This window comes from Blastocatellia bacterium (assembly GCA_025054955.1).
In the GTDB taxonomy this organism is placed as follows: Bacteria; Acidobacteriota; Blastocatellia; order HR10; family J050; genus JANWZE01.
Genome location: JANWZE010000130.1, coordinates 73,654 through 91,573, shown reverse-complemented (window position 1 = coordinate 91,573; position 17,920 = coordinate 73,654). Strand labels below are relative to the sequence as shown.

Genomic DNA, 17,920 nt, shown 5'->3' with positions numbered 1-17,920 from the left:
GAAACCTAGGGGTCAGACCGGTGCGCCAACCAGAAGTTGGTAGATCAAGCGGCCATTTTGGCCTCGAACGATGGTCGGGGCTGCAACAGCTCCAGCCGATCATTGAGCACAGCCACCCGCAGCGCCACGATGGCATCGCCGCCGGCCAAGCTCCAGCGACGACCACACCCGTTAGTGCGCCAGCCAATGAGCCGACACCCACCCTCCACCGCACCACTGCTGATGGGCAGATGCTACTGTTGATAGCTGGCATATTCCATCGCCCAGCGATGGTTGCGCAGATAGCCCAGAACTCAGCCCGCGTCTGCTGCCCCTGCCCGGTGGAAAACCTCAAATGAGCGATGGAGCGCACAATGGACTCCACCTCAGATCGCTTCAGTTGCTCCAGCTTCAGTTCAATCCATTGTCGAGCGTGAGCCGTTTGCGCCGCGTAGCGCAGTTCGGCGATCGTCCAGAGCCGCTCGGCCATAGGGTAGAAGTCGCGGACGGAGGTCGCCTCCGGCGCCACCACAAAAATCTGCTGGATCGCGGTGGCTCCGTCGGCTACCGTCACCAGCCGATCCCCCGGCCGGATGCCCGACGAGCCGCATCGCCGCCCCAACGTGATAGGAAAACTCTAACCATTCACACCCCCGGGCAATCAACTCTCGTTTCACCAACTCGTGCCGACCCCTCTCACTCTCCACCCGATCCGACAACTCATAGATCACCCCCACCTTCGTCTCGAGCCAACTGCCATCCTGATAACCGATCTTCTTGCCATCCACCTCTAAAACCCAGGTCTTGGGCTGGGCCCGCCTCGGCTGACTGACCACCGGCGCCTCCTCATACATCTGCCGCTGCTGCTCCTCCCAGTCCCGCGCCTGCTGGCCCCACTCCGCCGCCACCTGCCGAATCGTCTCGTTGCTCACCTCGATCTGTAAGCTCTCCTTCAAACTCTTGCCCACCACCGCAAACGATAGATGACCACTCAAAAACCCAATAACGCGTTGCAGCCGTGGACTCACCCGCCGATGGCTTATCTGCAACTGCTCATCCAACGGCGCCCGCCCCTGCCCACACCGGCGACAATAATAATACGCCCGCTCACAACTGAAGCGGCCAAACCCACTGATGACCGGCCGTCGGGCATACCGCCGGAATTTCATCCGTCCTCGGCAGCCCGGACACGCAACCCCACTGACCTCGTAGTCGCGTCCCAACACCACCTCCAGCATCCCCTTCATGATCCCCACGGCCAGTGCCGCCAGCAACGTCACCAACTACGTCTCCAACCACAAAGCGTCACTTTCTGCTGATCTCGATTTTCCAACGCCGCCGTCAACCGCTTGATCAATTCTTCGTTCAATGGCACGAATATCCCCGTAGTTATTGCTCCATCGGGTAATCTCCTGAATGTTTTTAAATGAAATTGGTAGGTTACCCGTTCTCTTCATTCTTCGCTACCAACTTTCACTTGGCGCACCGCACGTCGCGGTCAGGCTTTTGCCCTCTCGATGGAGAATGTTATAATGGCACTCGGATTGAATAGAGCGTTGACCTATGTGGCACATGAGAACACCTCAACACGAGGCAACGAAGCCGGATAGTAGCCTCAGACCAGCTCTTTCAGGAGGGTAGCGAGCATTACAACGATTTACGGTCACACGCAGGGATTAAAACACAACCAGCTACGGCGGTTGGAAAAGTTCTATCAACGGCGAATCCCACCCACAGCGATCATCACGCCTGAGGTCGCGCGGCAATTAACCGAACTATCGCGCGAGGTGCATCGTCAGATTGGACTGCTGATTGATCGAGGGGGTCATATTCAATATGTGGTTGTGGGCGATGCACACGAGATCGTGTTGCCGGACCTGAAGCGGGGTCGTGCGTCAGGTGGGCGATTTCGTGGCCTTCGCTGTGTGCATACACATCTGAATGGCGAGGGCCTCACGCAAGACGATTTGGCCGATCTGGCGTTGCTGCGACTTGATCTGATGACGGCTATTGAGGTGACAGAAGCGGGATTGCCGGCGCTGGTTCGTTCAGCGCATCTGATGCCGATACGATCGCCTTCTGAAGCTGGGCAGCCAGCGCAGTCTGAGAGACCGTGGCTCTTTCTTGATCCGGTCTATCTGCATCAACTCGATGTTGATTTTCTCCAGTTGATCGGCTCGCTCGAAGAAGAGTTTGCGCGGAATCGCCGACCCACGCATGCGCAAGATGATCGCGAGCGAGCGATTTTAGTGGGTGTGACGACCAACGGCATAGAGGAAGCGCGCGATTCGATGGATGAGCTGCACGAATTGGCTGTCTCGTGCGGGCTGGTGGTGCTGGACACCATCATTCAGCGACGCAAACAGATTGATCCACGATTTCTGCTGGGCAAGGGCAAGCTCCACGAGTTGGTGATTCGCGCGCTCCAGCATAGCGCCGATGTCATCGTCTTTGATCAGGATTTGACGCCAGCGCAGGTTCGCTCGATCCATCAGGCGACCGACCTGAAAGTGATTGATCGCACACAATTGATTCTGGATATTTTTGCCCAACGCGCACAGTCGCGGGAAGGGAAGCTTCAAGTTGAGTTGGCTCAGTTGAAGTATCTTTTGCCACGACTGACCGACGAGGACACAGGCTTGTCGCGTCTGACGGGAGGCATTGGCGGGCGTGGGCCTGGCGAGACGAAGTTGGAGGTTGATCGCCGGCGCGTGCGCCGACGAATTGGCCACCTGGAAGAGCTGATTCAGCAGGTGCGCAGACAGCGCGAAGCGCGTCGCAGTCAGCGGCGGCGACATGACGTGCCCGTTGTTTCGATCGTCGGCTACACCAATGCCGGCAAGTCAACGTTGCTTAACACGCTCACCCATTCGCGCGTCCTGGCCGAAGAACGCATGTTCGCCACGCTCGATCCGTTGAGCCGCCGGCTCCGATTGCCCAAGGAGCGCGAAATCATCATCTGTGATACGGTCGGATTTATTCGCAACCTACCGCCTGATCTGATTAACGCATTCCGCGCCACACTGGAGGAGATTGCTGATTCTGACCTGCTCATTCATCTGGTTGATGCTAGTAGTCCCCATTGTGAGCAACGCATTGAATCCGTGGAACGCACGTTGAGAGAATTGGCCTTGCAGGAGCTACCGCGCCTGCTGGTGTTTAACAAGATGGATCGCGTGCCCGCCGACATCATGAAGAATCTCTGCCGGCTTCATCAGGCTATCGCCATTTCAGCCTTGCAGCCGGAAACACTCACGGAATTGCTCGATCGTATTGAAGCGATGCTTGGCCATCGAGGCGCACGAATGGATCAGCGCAGCAACACGGATATTGCCGCGTCAGGGCCGACACAGGCCGGTGTATGGACGAACCAGTGACCACGCCTGAGTCATCATTGTTGGAACGATTGAGGCGGCTTGTGCGTCGTTTGACGCCCTCTTCGCGTCGGAGCCGGCTGATCCTCGAAGTGAGCTTTTTTGCTGTGGTGATGTCAGTGCTTGTATCGCGGGTGCCACTGCGGAGTTTGCCCGATTACAAGGTCGGCGAAGTCGCCAGGATGGAAATCACCACGCCGGTGGAATTGATTGTTGTTGACCCTGAGCGCACAGCCCGCTTGCGACAAGAAGAAGCGCAGAAAGTGGCGCCCGTCTTTCGCTTCGATCAAAACGTGGTCGAGCAATCCGTCAATCAGCTTCGCGCGGCTTTTGCGGCAAGCCGGAATCAGTTTCAAGCAGCCCTGCGTCAGGCGTTCAAGTCGGACATGTTGTCACCATCCGAGATGGCGTCAGCGCGGTTTGCCGCGTTTGTGCGGTCGTTTCAGCAGCAGCATCCTTCCTTTCCGGTCAATCTCACGTTGGCTCGCTTGTGGGCCAGCGGCGATGCAGGCGAAGAATTCCAGAGCCGTTTGATCGCCAGATTGCGCGGGTTTTATGTTCGCGCTGATGAATTTCCGTCGAGTCTTGGTGCCGTGCCGCAGAGCGTTCGTATCCTGTCAGCCGTTGGCGACCGGCTGACGCCGGAGCAGATCGAGCAAAGTCCATTGGTCGAATGGAAAGACCTCTGGACAGTCTCTGAAGCCAGGTATCATGTCAAAGGCAGTCTGGCTCTGGATCAGCGCGAATATGCCGACTGGTTGGCCGGCTTCGTTAAAGAGAATTGCGTTTATGATCACGCGCTCACCGAATGGATGCGCGCGCGGCTGAGCGATCAGATCACAGCCACGAACCGGTATCAGCCGCGTCAAGTGATTGTCCAGCGCGGGGAAGTTGTAACGCCACAGATCAAAGCAGCGATTGATCGGCTGCGCGCGCACACATCGAGCAAATACAGCGGTCGTCGCTGGATTGGGTTGGTCGTCATCTGTGCGGCATTGTTTTATGCCTTGTGGCGATTTGCCAATCGCACCCGCGTGTTCTCGTTATCCTCCTGGCAGGTGTTTCGGCTGGCGAGCATAGCCCTGATCGTTCAGCTCGCGTTGATTCGGTTGGGCGTCGAAACAGCGGAGGTGATCGGGTTCCGCTTGTTTGGCGATGTTGACTCGCCGCAGGCTTATCAATACGCCATTCCCTTCGCTTCGGCAGCGTTGCTCTGCGCGTTATTGCTTGAATCGAGAATCGCCATCATGGTCGGCTTGATGGTGAGTTTATTCACGCTCTTGCTGACCGAGGACGCTGGACTGACGCTCTATGCCACCATGAGTGGATTCGTGTCCGCGTTCGGCGTGGGGCGCTACCAGCAGCGCGGCGCCGTGACCAAAGTTGGCGCCAAGATTGGATTGGCAAATCTGGTGATGGCTGTTGTGTTGATGACACTGAAAATTCAGCCGCTGGTGTTCGGCCCGGTGCTGTTCAGTATGGTCTGTGGTCTAGTGGGCGGTTTTTTGGCAGCCGCGTTCACTGCCTATGCGCTGCCGTTGGGTGAATCGGCGTTTGGCATCCTGACCGATGTCAAATTGCTGGAGCTGTCCAATGTTGATCTTCCGCTGCTGAGGCGATTAGCGATTGAAGCGCCAGGGACCTACCAGCACTCGTTTATTGTCGCCTCGTTAGCCGAGGCTGCTGCCAAAGCCATCGGCGCGAACCCGCTATTAGTGCGGATTGGGTCGTATTATCATGACATCGGCAAGCTCAATGATCCGCGCATGTATGTGGAGAATCAGCGGGGCGGGTTCAATCCCCATGAATTGTTATCCCCGGAAGAGAGCGCGCAAGCCATCATTCGCCACGTAACCGAAGGGATTCGGATGGCGCAGGAAGCCGGTTTGCCCAAAGCAGTCGTTGATCTGATTCCTCAACATCATGGCACGCGCCGGCTGCATTACTTCTATGTCAAGGCCAAGCAGCAGGCCGAAGCCAGAGGCGAGCCGATAGACGAGCAAGCGTTTCGCTATCGTGGTCCCAAACCGCAGTCCATCGAAGCGGCCATTGTGATGATGGCCGACAGCGCCGAGGCTTCAACGCGCTCGTTAAAAGATCGCTCACCAGAGCAGACCGACCGCATGTTGGCTAAAGTGATCGAGACAATCGTCACCGATGGCCAACTCGATGAATGCAACTTGAGAATGCGTGACCTGAAGAAGATCAAGGCCAGCTTCCTGCAGACGCTCACCAATGTGCACCATGAGCGAGTGCCCTATCCGGGGTTTACCGACGACGATTTAGCCGCGCTCGCTCCGATTAACTACGATGCCGTTTGGTCGGAACCAGCCGAGAACACGCCATCGCAGACCACGCCGGTCGCGCGCAACAATTGACAACCTGTAGCAAATCCGTACAATCTTCTGCCTTTGTCAGGAGGATCATCCAAAAACAATGCTGATAGGATTTTTGATGAAACACATGAGCGGCGTGTTAGCCTGGCAAGCGCCGCCGCCGGCGCCTCTTCCGGAGATTGTCAGTAAGGTGCTCGGTGGTGATGGGCGTCCCGGCAATCTGAGTTATCTGTACAGACTGGATGGCATGGATTGGCTGATCATTGGCAGTTACTTTGGCATTCTGTTTCTGCTGTCCATTTACGGTTTCTATCGGTTCAAGCTAGTTTACACATTCTTGCGGTATCGCCATATCAAGTTTGCCCCGCTCGCTCACTTTGCCGAGCATCAACTGCCGCGCGTGACCGTCCAGTTGCCGATCTTCAACGAAGTCTACGTGGTTGATCGGTTACTCAAAGCCATAACGAATCTCGATTATCCGCGCCATCTGTTAGAGATTCAGGTCTTGGACGATTCAACTGACGAGACACAGCAAATTGCTCAATCGGCGGTGGAACGCTATCGCGCCCAGGGCTACGACATCCACTACATTCATCGAGATGATCGTCAAGGGTTCAAGGCCGGCGCGCTAGCCAACGGATTGAAGCATGCCACCGGCCAGTTCATTGCTATTTTCGATGCTGACTTTCTGCCGCGACCGGACACGCTCCGCAAAATGATTCATTACTTCACCGACCCACAGGTGGGGATGGTGCAAATGCGATGGAGCTACCTGAATGCTGATTACAGCGTGCTGACCCGCATTCAACAGATCATGTTGGATGCCCACTTTGTCGTTGAGCAAACGGCACGCAGTCGAGCCGGTCAGTTGTTTAATTTCAATGGAACAGCCGGCATGTGGCGTCGAACGGCGATTGAATGGAGCGGCGGCTGGCAGACAGACACGTTGGCCGAAGACACCGATTTGAGCTATCGCGCGCAACTGTTCGGATGGAAGTTCATCTACCTGCTGGATGAGGATGTGCCGTCAGAGTTGCCTGTTGATCTGAACGCTTTCAAAGTCCAGCAACGCCGTTGGGCTAAAGGGGTGTTGCAAGTCGGCTTGAAACTCATCGGTCGCATTTTCAGAAGCGACCTGCCGTGGCGCGTCAAGCTGGAACTCTTTTTCCGCTTCACCAACAATGCCAGTGCGCCGCTGATCATCATCCTGAGCTTGTTGCACTGGCCGGTGTTGATTGTGCGATATAGCCAGGGCTGGTTCCATCTGTTATTGCTGGATGCGCCGATCTTGATTTTTGCGACCACCTCGGTGATGGCCTACTACGGGGTAACAGTCTGGCATCTGTACCCCGATTGGAAGAAGCAGCTTCGTTACCTGCCGCTGGTCATGTCCATGGGCATCGGCATGGCGATTAACAACACGCGCGCGGTGCTCGAAGCGTTCCTCGGCATTCGGTCGGCCTTTGCTCGCACACCCAAATATCGCATCGAATCGCGGCGCGATGACTGGCGCGGCAAAAAATACCGCTGGCGTTCGGATTTCATTCCGTTGATTGAACTGGCGCTCGCTGTCTATTTCATCGGCGTGGTGCACTACGCTGTCACGATGGGCATTTGGGGGACACTCCCGTTCCTGCTCTTGTTTTTGATTGGCTATGGACTCACTGGCTGCGTCTCGTTGGCGCAAGGCCGTCGCCCAGCCGAGCTGCTGCGTCCATGGCGCTCCATAGCAAACACCAGATGAAGGTGATCGAACACGCCAGGTCACCGGTTTGTTGCTCCGCTCGCGTTGGCATCTATGGATGCAAAGTTTTTTGAAGTGCTCGAATACGGGGCGCTGAGGGAATTACTGGCCGGACGCGCGCAAACGGCGCTCGGCCGCGCGCGACTGTTGCAATTGGAGCCGCTGGTTGATCGCGAGCGCATCCTCGAGGCCCTGAAACAAACCAGCGAGTGCGTCAAGTTCCTCACAGAGCATGCCGGCTTCGGTTTGAGCGGCCTGCCAGACCCGCGTGAAGCATGCCGGTTGCTGCGGATTGAGCACATCGCTCTGGAGCCCAAACAGATACTCGATCTGATCCGTTTGATGGAAACGGGCGAGTCCCTGCGCTTGATGTTTGCCGGGATCGAAGCTGAGTATCCTCATCTGATGAAGTTGGTGAATCAGCTTCCGAACCTCCAGGCGTTGTTGAAAAAGGTGCGCGGTAAGATTTTGCCTGATGGCGAGCTGGATGATAACGCGAGCGCTGAGCTCAGAGAGATTCGCCAACACATCCAGCAGGTGCGTCATCGGCTCTATAGGCGGCTGCAATCTATATTGCGGCAAAGTCCCGATGAGTACATACAGGAAGACGTGATCACCATCCGCAATGATCGGTTTGTCATTCCGGTCCGCGTTGAACATAAAGGGCAAGTCGCCGGCGTCATTCATGCTGCTTCGTCCAGCGGCGCTACCGTTTTCATTGAGCCGTTGGAGACGATTGAGCTGAACAATGAGCTCGTTCAATACCGCGAGCGCGAGCAGGCGGAGATTGAGCGAATCTTGTTGGCCATGAGCGACGATTTGCGGGCTGAGCTTGAGTCGCTCGAACGGGCGTGTGAGATCATCACCCAGCTTGATGTGGCAGCCGCGCGCGCTCGGTTGGCGATAGATTTTCAGTGTTGCGAACCGACGCTGACAGAAGGCTACACGCTGAGGCTCATCGAAGCGCGACATATCCTGTTAGAACATGGATTGCGGCAACGAGGAGAACGCGTCGTGCCGATCTCGCTCTGCTTCGATGATGAGCATCCTGTGATGATTGTCAGTGGTCCGAACGCCGGCGGAAAGACCGTCGCGCTCAAAACGTTGGGTCTCTCTGTGCTGATGGCGCAATCGGGATTGCATGTGCCGGCCAAGGAGGCCGCGTTGCCGATCTTTCATCACGTTCTGCCCGACATCGGCGATCATCAATCCATTGCCGCCAACCTGTCTACGTTTACCGCGCATATCCGCACCATCTGCGAGATTGCCGAGACGCTCATGCCGCCCGCGCTGGTGCTGTTGGATGAAGTGGGCACAGGCACAGACCCTGACGAAGGCGCCGCATTGGCGGTGGCGATTGTTGATGACTTCAAACGACGCGGCGCAATGGTCATGGCGACGACGCACTATCAGAGCCTGAAAATGTACGCGCAGATGACCCCTGGTGTGATGAGCGCCTCAGTCGAGTTTGACGAAGAGAAACTCCAGCCAACATACCGGTTGCTACAAGGCGTGGCCGGCTCATCAAGCGGCATCGAAATCGCGCGCCGTGTGGGATTGCCAGATTCGATGATTGAAGAGGCTCGTCGCCGACGGCCTACACATGAGCACGATGTGGCGCACTATCTGCGCGCGTTGAAAGCGGAATTGGATGCGCAACGCGCCGCCCGCGCCGCCCTCGAAGAGGAACGACGCGCCGTTGTCGAGACACGTCGCGCGTTGGAGTCGGACTATGCGCGCCGTGAGGCCGAGCGTCATCGAACGTTTGAAACACGGCTTCAACAGATACTGGATGATTACAACCAACAAGCCCGAACATTGCTCAGTCAAGTGCACGAGCGCCGTGTTCAGTTATCGTTGCAGCGCACGGTAGATCGGCAAGCGGCTCGGTTGAAAACAGAGCTGAGAAAGCGAGCGCAAGCCGGCCTCGGCCAACAGCTCGATTCAGCGCCGAGACTGGCAGAGCAGCCCACTGACTTGCCAATCGGCGCAACAGTGCGACTCATTGATTTGAACAAAACAGGCATTGTGACAGCGGTTCAGGGTGATGCCGTAACGGTTGAGGTTGGCGCCATGCGCATTAAGACGCAGCGAGACAATCTGGAAGTGGTGACGTTGCCCGATGCGCGCGCGTCGGCTGAAATCAGCCGCGCCAGCTCGACGATGAGTGTGGAACTCAAGCCGCGCGCTAGCGTGCCGAACGAGTTAAATGTGATCGGTTGCACAGTGGACGAGGCGCTGGAGCGCGCTGACAAGTTTTTAGATGATGCTTATCTGGCCTCGCTCGACGTGGTGCGCATCATTCACGGCGCCGGCACTGGCGCGCTACGAACAGCCTTGAGAACTCAGCTTGCCGCTCATCCACACGTCGCTCGTGTTCGACCTGGCGACGAACGAACACACGAAGCCGGCGCAGTAACAATTGTGGAATTGCAGCGCGACTAGAAGCGCACGCTCGATGACACAGCTATGAGGTTTTGAGAGCCATGCACAACAGCGACGGGAGCAAACTTGATGAGCTTGTTGAGACTGATATGAGACGATTCCATCAGAGAGCAATTTGCTCTTTTGTGTTCTGTTACTCTGTTCTCTCTTGCGCGTGAGACGTTTCGTTCTTACAATGTGCCTCGTCATATTGAAAAATAAAAATACCCTAGAGAAGGGTGGCAGAGGCGTCAGGGGGTCCGAGGCACTGTGGATGATGCTGAACCATGCGAATACCTAGAGGATTTGCCGACGAGGTGAGACAGCAGTTGGATATTGTGCGAGTCGCCTCTGAGTATGTGACCCTCAGGCGACGTGGCGCCAACTACATAGCGCTTTGTCCATTTCATCATGAGAAGACGCCGTCGTTCACGGTGCATCCGGGAAAACAAATCTTCAAGTGTTTTGGTTGTGGGCGTGGTGGTGATGTGTTTGGGCTGGTCATGGCCTTGGAGCATTGTGGCTTTTCTGACGCTGTGCGGTTGTTAGCAGAAAAAAACGGCATTGCAATTCCGCATGTCCCTGAGCGTCCAGAGCTGATCGAAGCTGAGCAACGCGAGCAGCAATGGCGGGATACGCTCTATCAGTTGAATCGTTGGGCGCAAGATTTTTTTCGGGAACAATGGAAGACGGCTGAAGCGCGTCCGGCCATTGAGTATTTGATCAGTCGCGGATTGCAGGACAGCACTGTTGAGCAGATGGCATTAGGGTATGCGCCACAGCGGTGGGATGCTCTGTCTCTGTTTCTGCGGCGCCGTGGCGTCTCCGAAGAGCACTTGGCGCGGAGCGGTTTGGTTATTCCTCGAGAGAACAGTCCCGGCTATTACGATCGGTTTCGCGGTCGCCTGATGTTTCCCATCACGGATGCGCAGGGACGGATTGTCGCGTTTGGCGGCCGCGCGCTCGCTGATGAGCAGCAAGCTGGCCCGAAATATGTTAATTCGCCAGAGACCAGTGTATACACCAAGGGCCGACACCTGTACGGTTTGTATCAAGCGCGAGAGGCCATTCGGCAAGCCGGTTGGGTCATTTTGGTCGAAGGGTATTTCGACTTCTTAATGCCGTTTCAAGCCGGCATTCGTAACATTGTCGCTTCGTTGGGCACGGCTTTGACGGACGCCCAGGTATCATTGCTGAAACGATATGTCAGCAAGGTCGTCGTCAGCTTTGATGCTGATCCGGCTGGTCGCGCGGCTGTCATGCGCAGTTTGCAGAGGTTGGTGCATCATGGATTTGAGGTCTACGTAGTGACGTTGCCGCCAGGGCACGACCCGGATACGTTCATTCGACAATTCGGCGCTGAGGCCTATCGGCAGGCGCTCAGGCAGGCGCTTCCCTACATTGATTTTGTGTTGATGCACGTGACGGCATCTGCCGATTTGAATCAGCCGGCGGCGCGGGCGCAGGCATTGCGCGCGGTGCTGCCCTACTTGGCTTCCATCCCTGATCGTATCGAGCGCGCGGCCAGCGCGGATCATGTGGCCAGCCGGCTGACGCTCGACAGCAAGTTGGTTCATGAGGAGCTGCGACGCGAACGACATCATCAGCGCGAAACAGCGCCTGCGCCAGGGCTGGCAGTGAGCGCTGAGTCAGGCCCGACTCTTCTTCAGACAATCACCTCAGCCGAACGGTTGTTGTTGGAGATACTGTTGAATCGGCCTGACATTGTTGAACAATTGCGCGAGCAATTGTTGACAAACAGAATGATCTTTGAGGGAACGGCGGCGCAACGCTTATTTGAGCGGATTATCGAGTGCATCGGCCACTCGGAGCCATTGGATTATGCGACCCTGGCAACCGGACTTCAGGATCAACCAGAGTTGCTCGATTTATTGGAGCGTTGTTTGATAGTAGAAGTGTCGCGAGAGCGCGAGGTGGTCTATGAGGAAGCGAGAGGGTGTCTAGCCAGTTTGCAAGCGCGCTGCTTGGAGCAGGAGTTAAGACGATTGCAGCAGGAGATTGATCTGGCCGAGCAGCAATGCAATCGTGAGCTGTCGCTTCAGTTATCCATGCGCAAACGAGAAATCTCCAATCTATTGGTGAAAAATGTGGCGCAAGCACATAAGAAAGGTTGATGTTCTGTCTACTTGTGACAATAGCTACCTGATGAGGTTGAGCGATGGTGCCCGAGGATAAACGCCGCGATCAAATACAGCGACTGCTGGAGCTAGGAAAAGAGAAGTCCTTTCTGACCTACGACGAGATTAACCGCGCCCTGCCCGACGATTTGCTATCGCCGGATGAAATCGAACTCATCTTTGATACGCTGGACTCCGCTGGGATTGCCGTCGGGGACTCAGAGTCGGTGGTGCCGCCTAGTGGCGAGAACGCGACAGACGCCGAGTCCGAAGATGGCTTGGCCTGGCAGGACGACGGTGAGCCGATTCATGACCCGATTCGCATTTATCTGCGCGAGATGGCAGTTGTGCCACTGCTGGACCGCGATGGAGAGATGGCCATCGCCAAGCGGATTGAGCGATGTCAGCGTGTGTCGCTGAAGGCGCTCTCGCGGCTAAGCGTGGTGATCGAGTGGGTCATTGCCGCCGCACACCGGCAGACGCGATTTACGCCCAACAGCATTGTAGATTGGCCGACGTTCATTGAGAGCTTACATCATGCCGGCCAACATCAGGCGCTTTCGCCTGAGCGCCGTATTCGAGAGTTTCTCAGCGAGTCGAGCCGACGCCTGATTGATCAAGCCATTGCTGAGCAGCCGCTGGACGAGGCCGCGCGCGAGGTGATCTTAAGCGACCTCAATCGCATCTTGAAAAAGGGCGATTTTTATGATCCATCCTGGTTTCAGGGTATCGAACTTGGTGATGAAGCAGAAGAGTTGCTGCTTGAAGAAAAGCCCTCCAGAGATGAGCTGGCGCGGTTGAATCGGCTGTTGATCGAAGCCGTCTACGCCCCGACCGTTGTGCGAACGCAGTTCCGATTGTGCGACATCATCAAAATGCCGGAGCAAAGCCTGTTTGACGATGACTTTGATGAGACAGCTTGCCAACAGCAATTCCTGGCTTCGATCAATCAGTTGCAAGAGGCGTTCCAGCAGTGGTTGAAATTAGAGGCGCGCTCTTCGTGTAGCAAGGCCACTGCCAAGCGAGGCAGCGTCAAACGTCGCCGCCAGTTGATCCGCGCGCGCGCTCGCATGTCACGGATATTCCGGCAAATTGATTTTACAGCGGAGTTCCAGGAACACCTCATTGACTCGCTCCGGCGATTGCTCGATGATTTCTACGCGGCTGAGAGCGAGGCGCAAAAAGACACGTCATGCCGCTCCTCTGGCCGAGCGACGGCAAAAGCCAAACGCGCGTCCTCGCGCAAACAGACGCGGCTGTCGGCATTGGAGCGTCAGTACCACACCACGCTGCCTGAACTGAAACGATTATTGGAAATCATCACCACAGCCAAAGCTGAGATCACCCACGCCAAGAATGAACTGGTTGAGGCCAATCTTCGGCTGGTTGTTTCCATCGCTCGCAAGTACACCAATCGCGGCTTGCAATTTCTCGATTTGATTCAAGAGGGCAATATCGGCTTGATGAAAGCCGTTCAGCGATTTGAGTACCGGCGCGGCTTGAAATTCTCCACCTATGCAACGTGGTGGATTCGCCAAGCCATTACCCGCGCGATTGCCGATCAAGCGCGAACCATTCGCATCCCTGTTCACATGATTGAATCGCTCAATCGCATTACGCGGGCGACGCGCTCGCTGGTGCAAGAGCTGGGCCGCGAACCAACTCTCGAAGAAATCGCCGCGCGCGTGGACCTGACACCGGGCAAAGTGCGCAAAATTTTGCGCGTTGCTCAAGACCCCATCTCGTTGGAGACGCCGATTGGCGATGATGAATCCAGTTGTCTTGGTGAGTTCATCGAAGATGCGTCAACGCCCAATCCGGTGGATGTCGCCGTGGCCAACAATCTGCGCGCTGTGACGCAACAGGTGTTGAGTGATTTGTCGCCGCGCGAAGAAATGGTCATCAAGATGCGCTTCGGCTTGGGACCGGATGGCGTTGAACACACGCTGGAAGAGATCGGCCGGTACTTTGCCGTCACCCGCGAACGCATTCGCCAAATCGAGACCAAAGCGTTACGCAAACTTCGTCACCCGGTTCGAGCGCCCAAACTGAGCGTATTTCTGGATAAGCCTCCCACGCTGGAAGAGCTAATCAAAAACAACCGATAACGTTCGCAGGAGTGGGACAATCCCTGACAGGCCGATCATACCTCGTGACCTCTCAATGAATCGGCCCGCCTGCGTGGCCAGCAAGTGGAGAGCATGAACGAGCTGCTGAGTGAACGGATGGCGCCCCGTCAGGGCGCGATGGTTTTGGGATGACGCTCACCCAGACATTTCACATCTACTGGCTGGTGGGCGGCTGCCGCCGCTGCTCGAGGCTTGCTCGGTTCAAAACGCCGCACCTCAGGAGGCGCTCACGTAGGGGCGCCTCTTCAAAGAACGTCGTCTTTTTCTTTTCTCCACGATTGGTATCAGCCGGCCTACGTGTCGGCAATCCACCGATCGTTACCTTCGTGGCGGCTTGGCCGTCAATTTAACGCTCAGTGTGATGGGGCGGCCGTCGCGAACAATTTCGACCGTGATCGTGTCGCCGGGTTGATGCCGACCGATGATACGGTTCAGATCATCTTGCGACATGATTTTCTCTCCATTAATCTTCGTGATGATGTCACCGCCCAAGTAAAGCACCTGTCCTGAGCGCAGCCGCATCGGTTGTGTGCCCCCTCGGATGCCAGCGTTATCGGCTGAATGGCCTTTAATAGTTTCCATCACCAGTACGCCATAATCTACCGGCAGACCAAGATCATCAGCCACCGACGAGACCGGCGCCGGAAATGGAACAATGCCGAGCCAGGGACGAACCGCATAGCCATGCGTGATCAGGTCTGGGATGAATCGTTTGGCCAGATTCACTGGAATGGCAAATCCAATGCCAACGCTGCCGCGACTGGGAGAAATAATTTGTGAGTTAATGCCAATCATTTCCCCTCGCGAATTGAGCAACGGTCCACCAGAATTGCCCGGATTGATCGAGGCATCAGTTTGAATGGCGCCCTCGATGATGCGTTGGTTTTCGGCCCGTATAGGACGTTCCAGCGCGCTGATGATGCCTTCAGTTAGCGTGTGAGCAAAACCAAATGGATTGCCGATGGCTAACACCTTCTGGCCCACAACCAGACGACTGGAATCGCCCATTTTGACGACGGTCAGGGGCTTTTTGAAGCCACTGATTTTAATCACGGCTAAGTCAGTATCCGGATCGCTGCCGATCAGCCGAGCCGGGTATTTGCTGCCATCCACCAACGTGACCGTCAATCGCTCGGCGCCTTCCACGACGTGGTGATTGGTCAGGATGTGACCTTGTTCATCAATGATCGAGCCAGTGCCGCCACCTTCCTGTTGATACACAGAGAAGAAGTCGCGAACGTAGGTCACGGTGCTGATGTTGACCACTCCCGGTGAAACCCGTCGGTAGACTTCAATGTTATTCCGCTCGTCGTCGGTCAGTGTCTCACCCTCTGCCGTCGGGGCAGAAGCGACAGCAGGCTCAGGCGCTTTTGTCGGTTCTGTTTGGCCACGATGTTCTAACCAACGGTCGCAGCCAATGGCCAGCCCAGCCGCCATGACGGCTGAGACTACCACAATCGTCCACATTTGTCGCAGAGTCAATTGAATCATAGCGCTTTCTCTCATAGGTAGGAATCAAACGCACGTGGCGTCGCCGAGTTCCGCATTCATCCGCTTAACAGAGTGTCCGCCTGCATGCGCGAGTCTATGTCATGAATTAGCGTCGCTCAGTTCACGCATTCATTCGGTGAGCAGGCGCTCGCCAGCGAGCCGGTCGTCGCCTCAGGTTGACGCGCCTGCTGGGACCTCGATCCGAACGCGATCAATCCGTCGGCCTTTGACGTGCTGAATGGTAAACAGCAAGCCCTTGTGTGAAATCTTTTCGCCAATTGTCGGTAATCTGCCGGTGATGCTCATCAGAAATCCGGCTAAAGTGGCATAGTCGTCTGATTCAGGGATGTTCAATTGTAACCGTCGGTTCACTTCTCGCACCGTCAATAGCCCGTTCACAATCCAGGCGCCATCCGTTTGCCGAATGATGTCGCTCTCCTCGTGCACGTCATGTTCGTCGCGGATTTCGCCGACCAGCTCTTCCAACAAATCTTCCATGCTCAAAATGCCCTCGAAAGCGCCGTATTCGTCAACCACGATGGAAAATTGTTTTTTCGCCTGGAGCATCTGCCGCAGCGCCTCACCGACCGAAATGGCATCGGGAACAAAGAGAGGCGGACGCAGGAGGCTTTCGATATGAATTTGATCGAGCTGGTCAAGTCGCGGCAGCAGGTCTTTGCTATACAAGACGCCGATGATGTTATCGCGTTGATCGCGATAGACCGGCAGCCGTGAGTAGCCCGTCTGAGCAAAAAGTTGAATGATGTCGTGAATGGGCGTGTTGACGTCTACAACGGTGACTTCGCCGCGCGGCCGCATCACATTGCGCACGATAAGGCCGGAGAAGTCGAACACATTGCTCATCAATTGGTGTGCCTGCGGCTCCAGAAGACCACGCTCTCGGCTCAGATTGATCATCTGTTGAATCTCTTCAGCATACATCGCGCGATGTTCGCCAGCCGGCGGCAGGCGTAGCAATTGCAGAAAACGTATTCCTGCCTTATTGAGCAATTTCACGAATGGATAAAACAGGTGATAAAAAATGAACATGGGACGCGCCGCCGCCAGGGCCATTTTTTCTGCTCGTTCCAGGGCAAGCGTCTTAGGAGCCAGCTCCCCTATGACGACGTGTAAGAATGTGATCAATCCAAACGCGATGCCAATGGATACTGTGTGAGTCGCTGCTGCGGGCCAGATGTGCCCAGGCAGATTCGCTAGCAGCGGGCGAAGCAAGGCAGCTACGGCTGGCTCCCCAATCCACCCAAGGGCTAAGCTGGCGATGGTAATACCCAGTTGCGTGGCCGCGATGTAATCGTCCAGGTTGGTAATCACACGGAGAAGCACGCGGGCGCGCCGGTTGCCTTTTTTGACAAGCGTTTCCACCCAGGATTTGCGCACCGTGACAAAAGCGAACTCAGAGAGAACAAAAAAGCCGTTGGCGCAGACAAAGAAAAAGACGAGGAAAATCTTGAAGACTATCTCAGCTAGACTCGGCTCATCCATAGGCCATTATTGCGGTTCAACGAGCGGAATCTTCCTACGCCTTTGACCCACCGGTGCCCACCTTATCTGAGCCCCGCAGCCATCGCGCGGCTCTTGCCGTTGCGCGAGGTGTGTTTTTTGCAAGCGTTTTCTAGCGCCTGATCAATCTGAGGATTAATAGCTTCGGCTGGTTTGCGCCAGACGACCGAGAGTTCGGACACAATCAGGAAGCGAGCCTTTTCAAACAGCCGTTTCTCGCGAAACGAGAGCGGTTTGATGGTGTTCAAATATGCCAGCGTTTTCAATACCTGAGCGACTTCAAAGATGTCGCCTGATTGCATTTTTTCCAAGAAGACTTTTTGACGATCCTTCCAATCGGCTGCCGGCTCGACGAAATCATCGGCCAACACTTTCAGCAGCCGATCCGATTCGCTATTGGAAATGGGCGGTCGCAAGCCGACTCCAGCCACATTGTTGACAGGCACCATCACGCGCGAATTCGTCGCCAGCAACCGCATTTGGTAAAACAGGCTTCTCTCTCCATTGCCCGAGTCATGCTGACAGATTTGCTCAACCACACCAATCCCATGATTTGGGTAAACGAGTTTCTGACCGACTTTATATCCCACTGCAACCTCCTCGATAATGACAATGAGTATAGAGTGACACAGCGCGGTTATGACCCTTCCTCAACCCTCCGATATATAGCCCTGTTTGTCCCATAATCGTGGTGATGTTCGTTGCAATTGCCTTTTAAGAATAGCATGTTCTCTATGTTCCGTCAAGAAAATCAAATTTTCCCGATATGCCTGAAACACGCTCC

At 55.7% G+C, this 17,920-nt stretch carries 11 protein-coding genes; 7 read left to right on the top strand and 4 right to left on the bottom strand.

Going from position 1 to position 17,920, the window contains the following annotated elements:
* Nucleotides 1-338: hypothetical protein (locus NZ823_16245; GenBank protein MCS6806677.1), on the top strand; the 338-nt coding region annotated here is incomplete at its 5' end.
* Nucleotides 339-395: 57 nt separating this feature from the next.
* On the opposite strand, the gene NZ823_16240 is transcribed toward NZ823_16245, so the two are convergent.
* Entirely contained in the window at nucleotides 396-1,259 is an 864-nt protein-coding gene (locus NZ823_16240) for a UPF0236 family protein (protein MCS6806676.1), read from the bottom strand.
* Between the two features lie 420 nt (nucleotides 1,260-1,679).
* On the opposite strand from NZ823_16240, the gene hflX reads away from it, so the two are divergent.
* From hflX to rpoD, 6 genes are all read left to right on the top strand, one after another.
* A complete protein-coding gene (hflX, locus tag NZ823_16235; protein MCS6806675.1) occupies nucleotides 1,680-3,356 on the top strand; it encodes a GTPase HflX in 1,677 nt (558 codons plus the stop codon).
* Nucleotides 3,341-5,731: an HDIG domain-containing protein gene (locus tag NZ823_16230; GenBank protein ID MCS6806674.1), complete on the top strand. Its 2,391-nt coding sequence runs from the start codon at nucleotides 3,341-3,343 to the stop codon at nucleotides 5,729-5,731. The genes hflX and NZ823_16230 overlap by 16 nt, the downstream gene beginning before the upstream one ends.
* Nucleotides 5,732-5,807: 76 nt before the next feature.
* Nucleotides 5,808-7,433: a glycosyltransferase family 2 protein gene (locus NZ823_16225; protein MCS6806673.1), complete on the top strand. Its 1,626-nt coding sequence runs from the start codon at nucleotides 5,808-5,810 to the stop codon at nucleotides 7,431-7,433.
* Nucleotides 7,434-7,487: 54 nt separating this feature from the next.
* Nucleotides 7,488-9,878, top strand: a complete 2,391-nt coding sequence (locus NZ823_16220) for an endonuclease MutS2 (protein MCS6806672.1) — start codon at nucleotides 7,488-7,490, stop codon at nucleotides 9,876-9,878.
* 266 nt (nucleotides 9,879-10,144) lie between these two features.
* Nucleotides 10,145-11,992 (top strand): DNA primase, encoded by a 1,848-nt coding sequence (gene dnaG / locus NZ823_16215; GenBank protein MCS6806671.1) that lies wholly within the window; start codon nucleotides 10,145-10,147, stop codon nucleotides 11,990-11,992.
* A 44-nt stretch (nucleotides 11,993-12,036) separates the two neighbouring features.
* On the top strand, nucleotides 12,037-14,103 hold the full coding sequence (rpoD, locus tag NZ823_16210; GenBank protein MCS6806670.1) for an RNA polymerase sigma factor RpoD: 2,067 nt from the start codon (nucleotides 12,037-12,039) through the stop codon (nucleotides 14,101-14,103).
* Between the two features lie 339 nt (nucleotides 14,104-14,442).
* Here rpoD and NZ823_16205 read toward each other — a convergent pair whose 3' ends face one another.
* From NZ823_16205 to NZ823_16195, 3 genes are all read right to left on the bottom strand, one after another.
* A complete protein-coding gene (locus NZ823_16205) occupies nucleotides 14,443-15,615 on the bottom strand; it encodes a trypsin-like peptidase domain-containing protein (GenBank protein MCS6806669.1) in 1,173 nt (390 codons plus the stop codon).
* A 171-nt stretch (nucleotides 15,616-15,786) separates the two neighbouring features.
* Complete coding sequence (locus NZ823_16200) at nucleotides 15,787-17,118, bottom strand: hemolysin family protein (protein MCS6806668.1); 1,332 nt, start codon at nucleotides 17,116-17,118, stop codon at nucleotides 15,787-15,789.
* Between the two features lie 62 nt (nucleotides 17,119-17,180).
* Nucleotides 17,181-17,726, bottom strand: coding sequence for a CarD family transcriptional regulator (locus tag NZ823_16195; protein MCS6806667.1), 546 nt, complete (start codon nucleotides 17,724-17,726; stop codon nucleotides 17,181-17,183).
* Between the last annotated feature and the right edge of the window lie 194 nt (nucleotides 17,727-17,920).

What these genes read in the sequence shown, in the direction of transcription:
- NZ823_16230 (MCS6806674.1), top strand. Translation starts at nt 3,341, where the DNA reads ATGGACGAACCAGTGACCACGCCTGAGTCATCATTGTTGGAACGATTG.
- NZ823_16225 (MCS6806673.1), top strand. Translation starts at nt 5,808, where the DNA reads ATGAAACACATGAGCGGCGTGTTAGCCTGGCAAGCGCCGCCGCCGGCG.
- NZ823_16220 (MCS6806672.1), top strand. Translation starts at nt 7,488, where the DNA reads ATGGATGCAAAGTTTTTTGAAGTGCTCGAATACGGGGCGCTGAGGGAA.
- dnaG (MCS6806671.1), top strand. Translation starts at nt 10,145, where the DNA reads ATGCGAATACCTAGAGGATTTGCCGACGAGGTGAGACAGCAGTTGGAT.
- rpoD (MCS6806670.1), top strand. Translation starts at nt 12,037, where the DNA reads ATGGTGCCCGAGGATAAACGCCGCGATCAAATACAGCGACTGCTGGAG.
- NZ823_16205 (MCS6806669.1), bottom strand. Translation starts at nt 15,615, where the DNA reads ATGATTCAATTGACTCTGCGACAAATGTGGACGATTGTGGTAGTCTCA.
- NZ823_16200 (MCS6806668.1), bottom strand. Translation starts at nt 17,118, where the DNA reads ATGGATGAGCCGAGTCTAGCTGAGATAGTCTTCAAGATTTTCCTCGTC.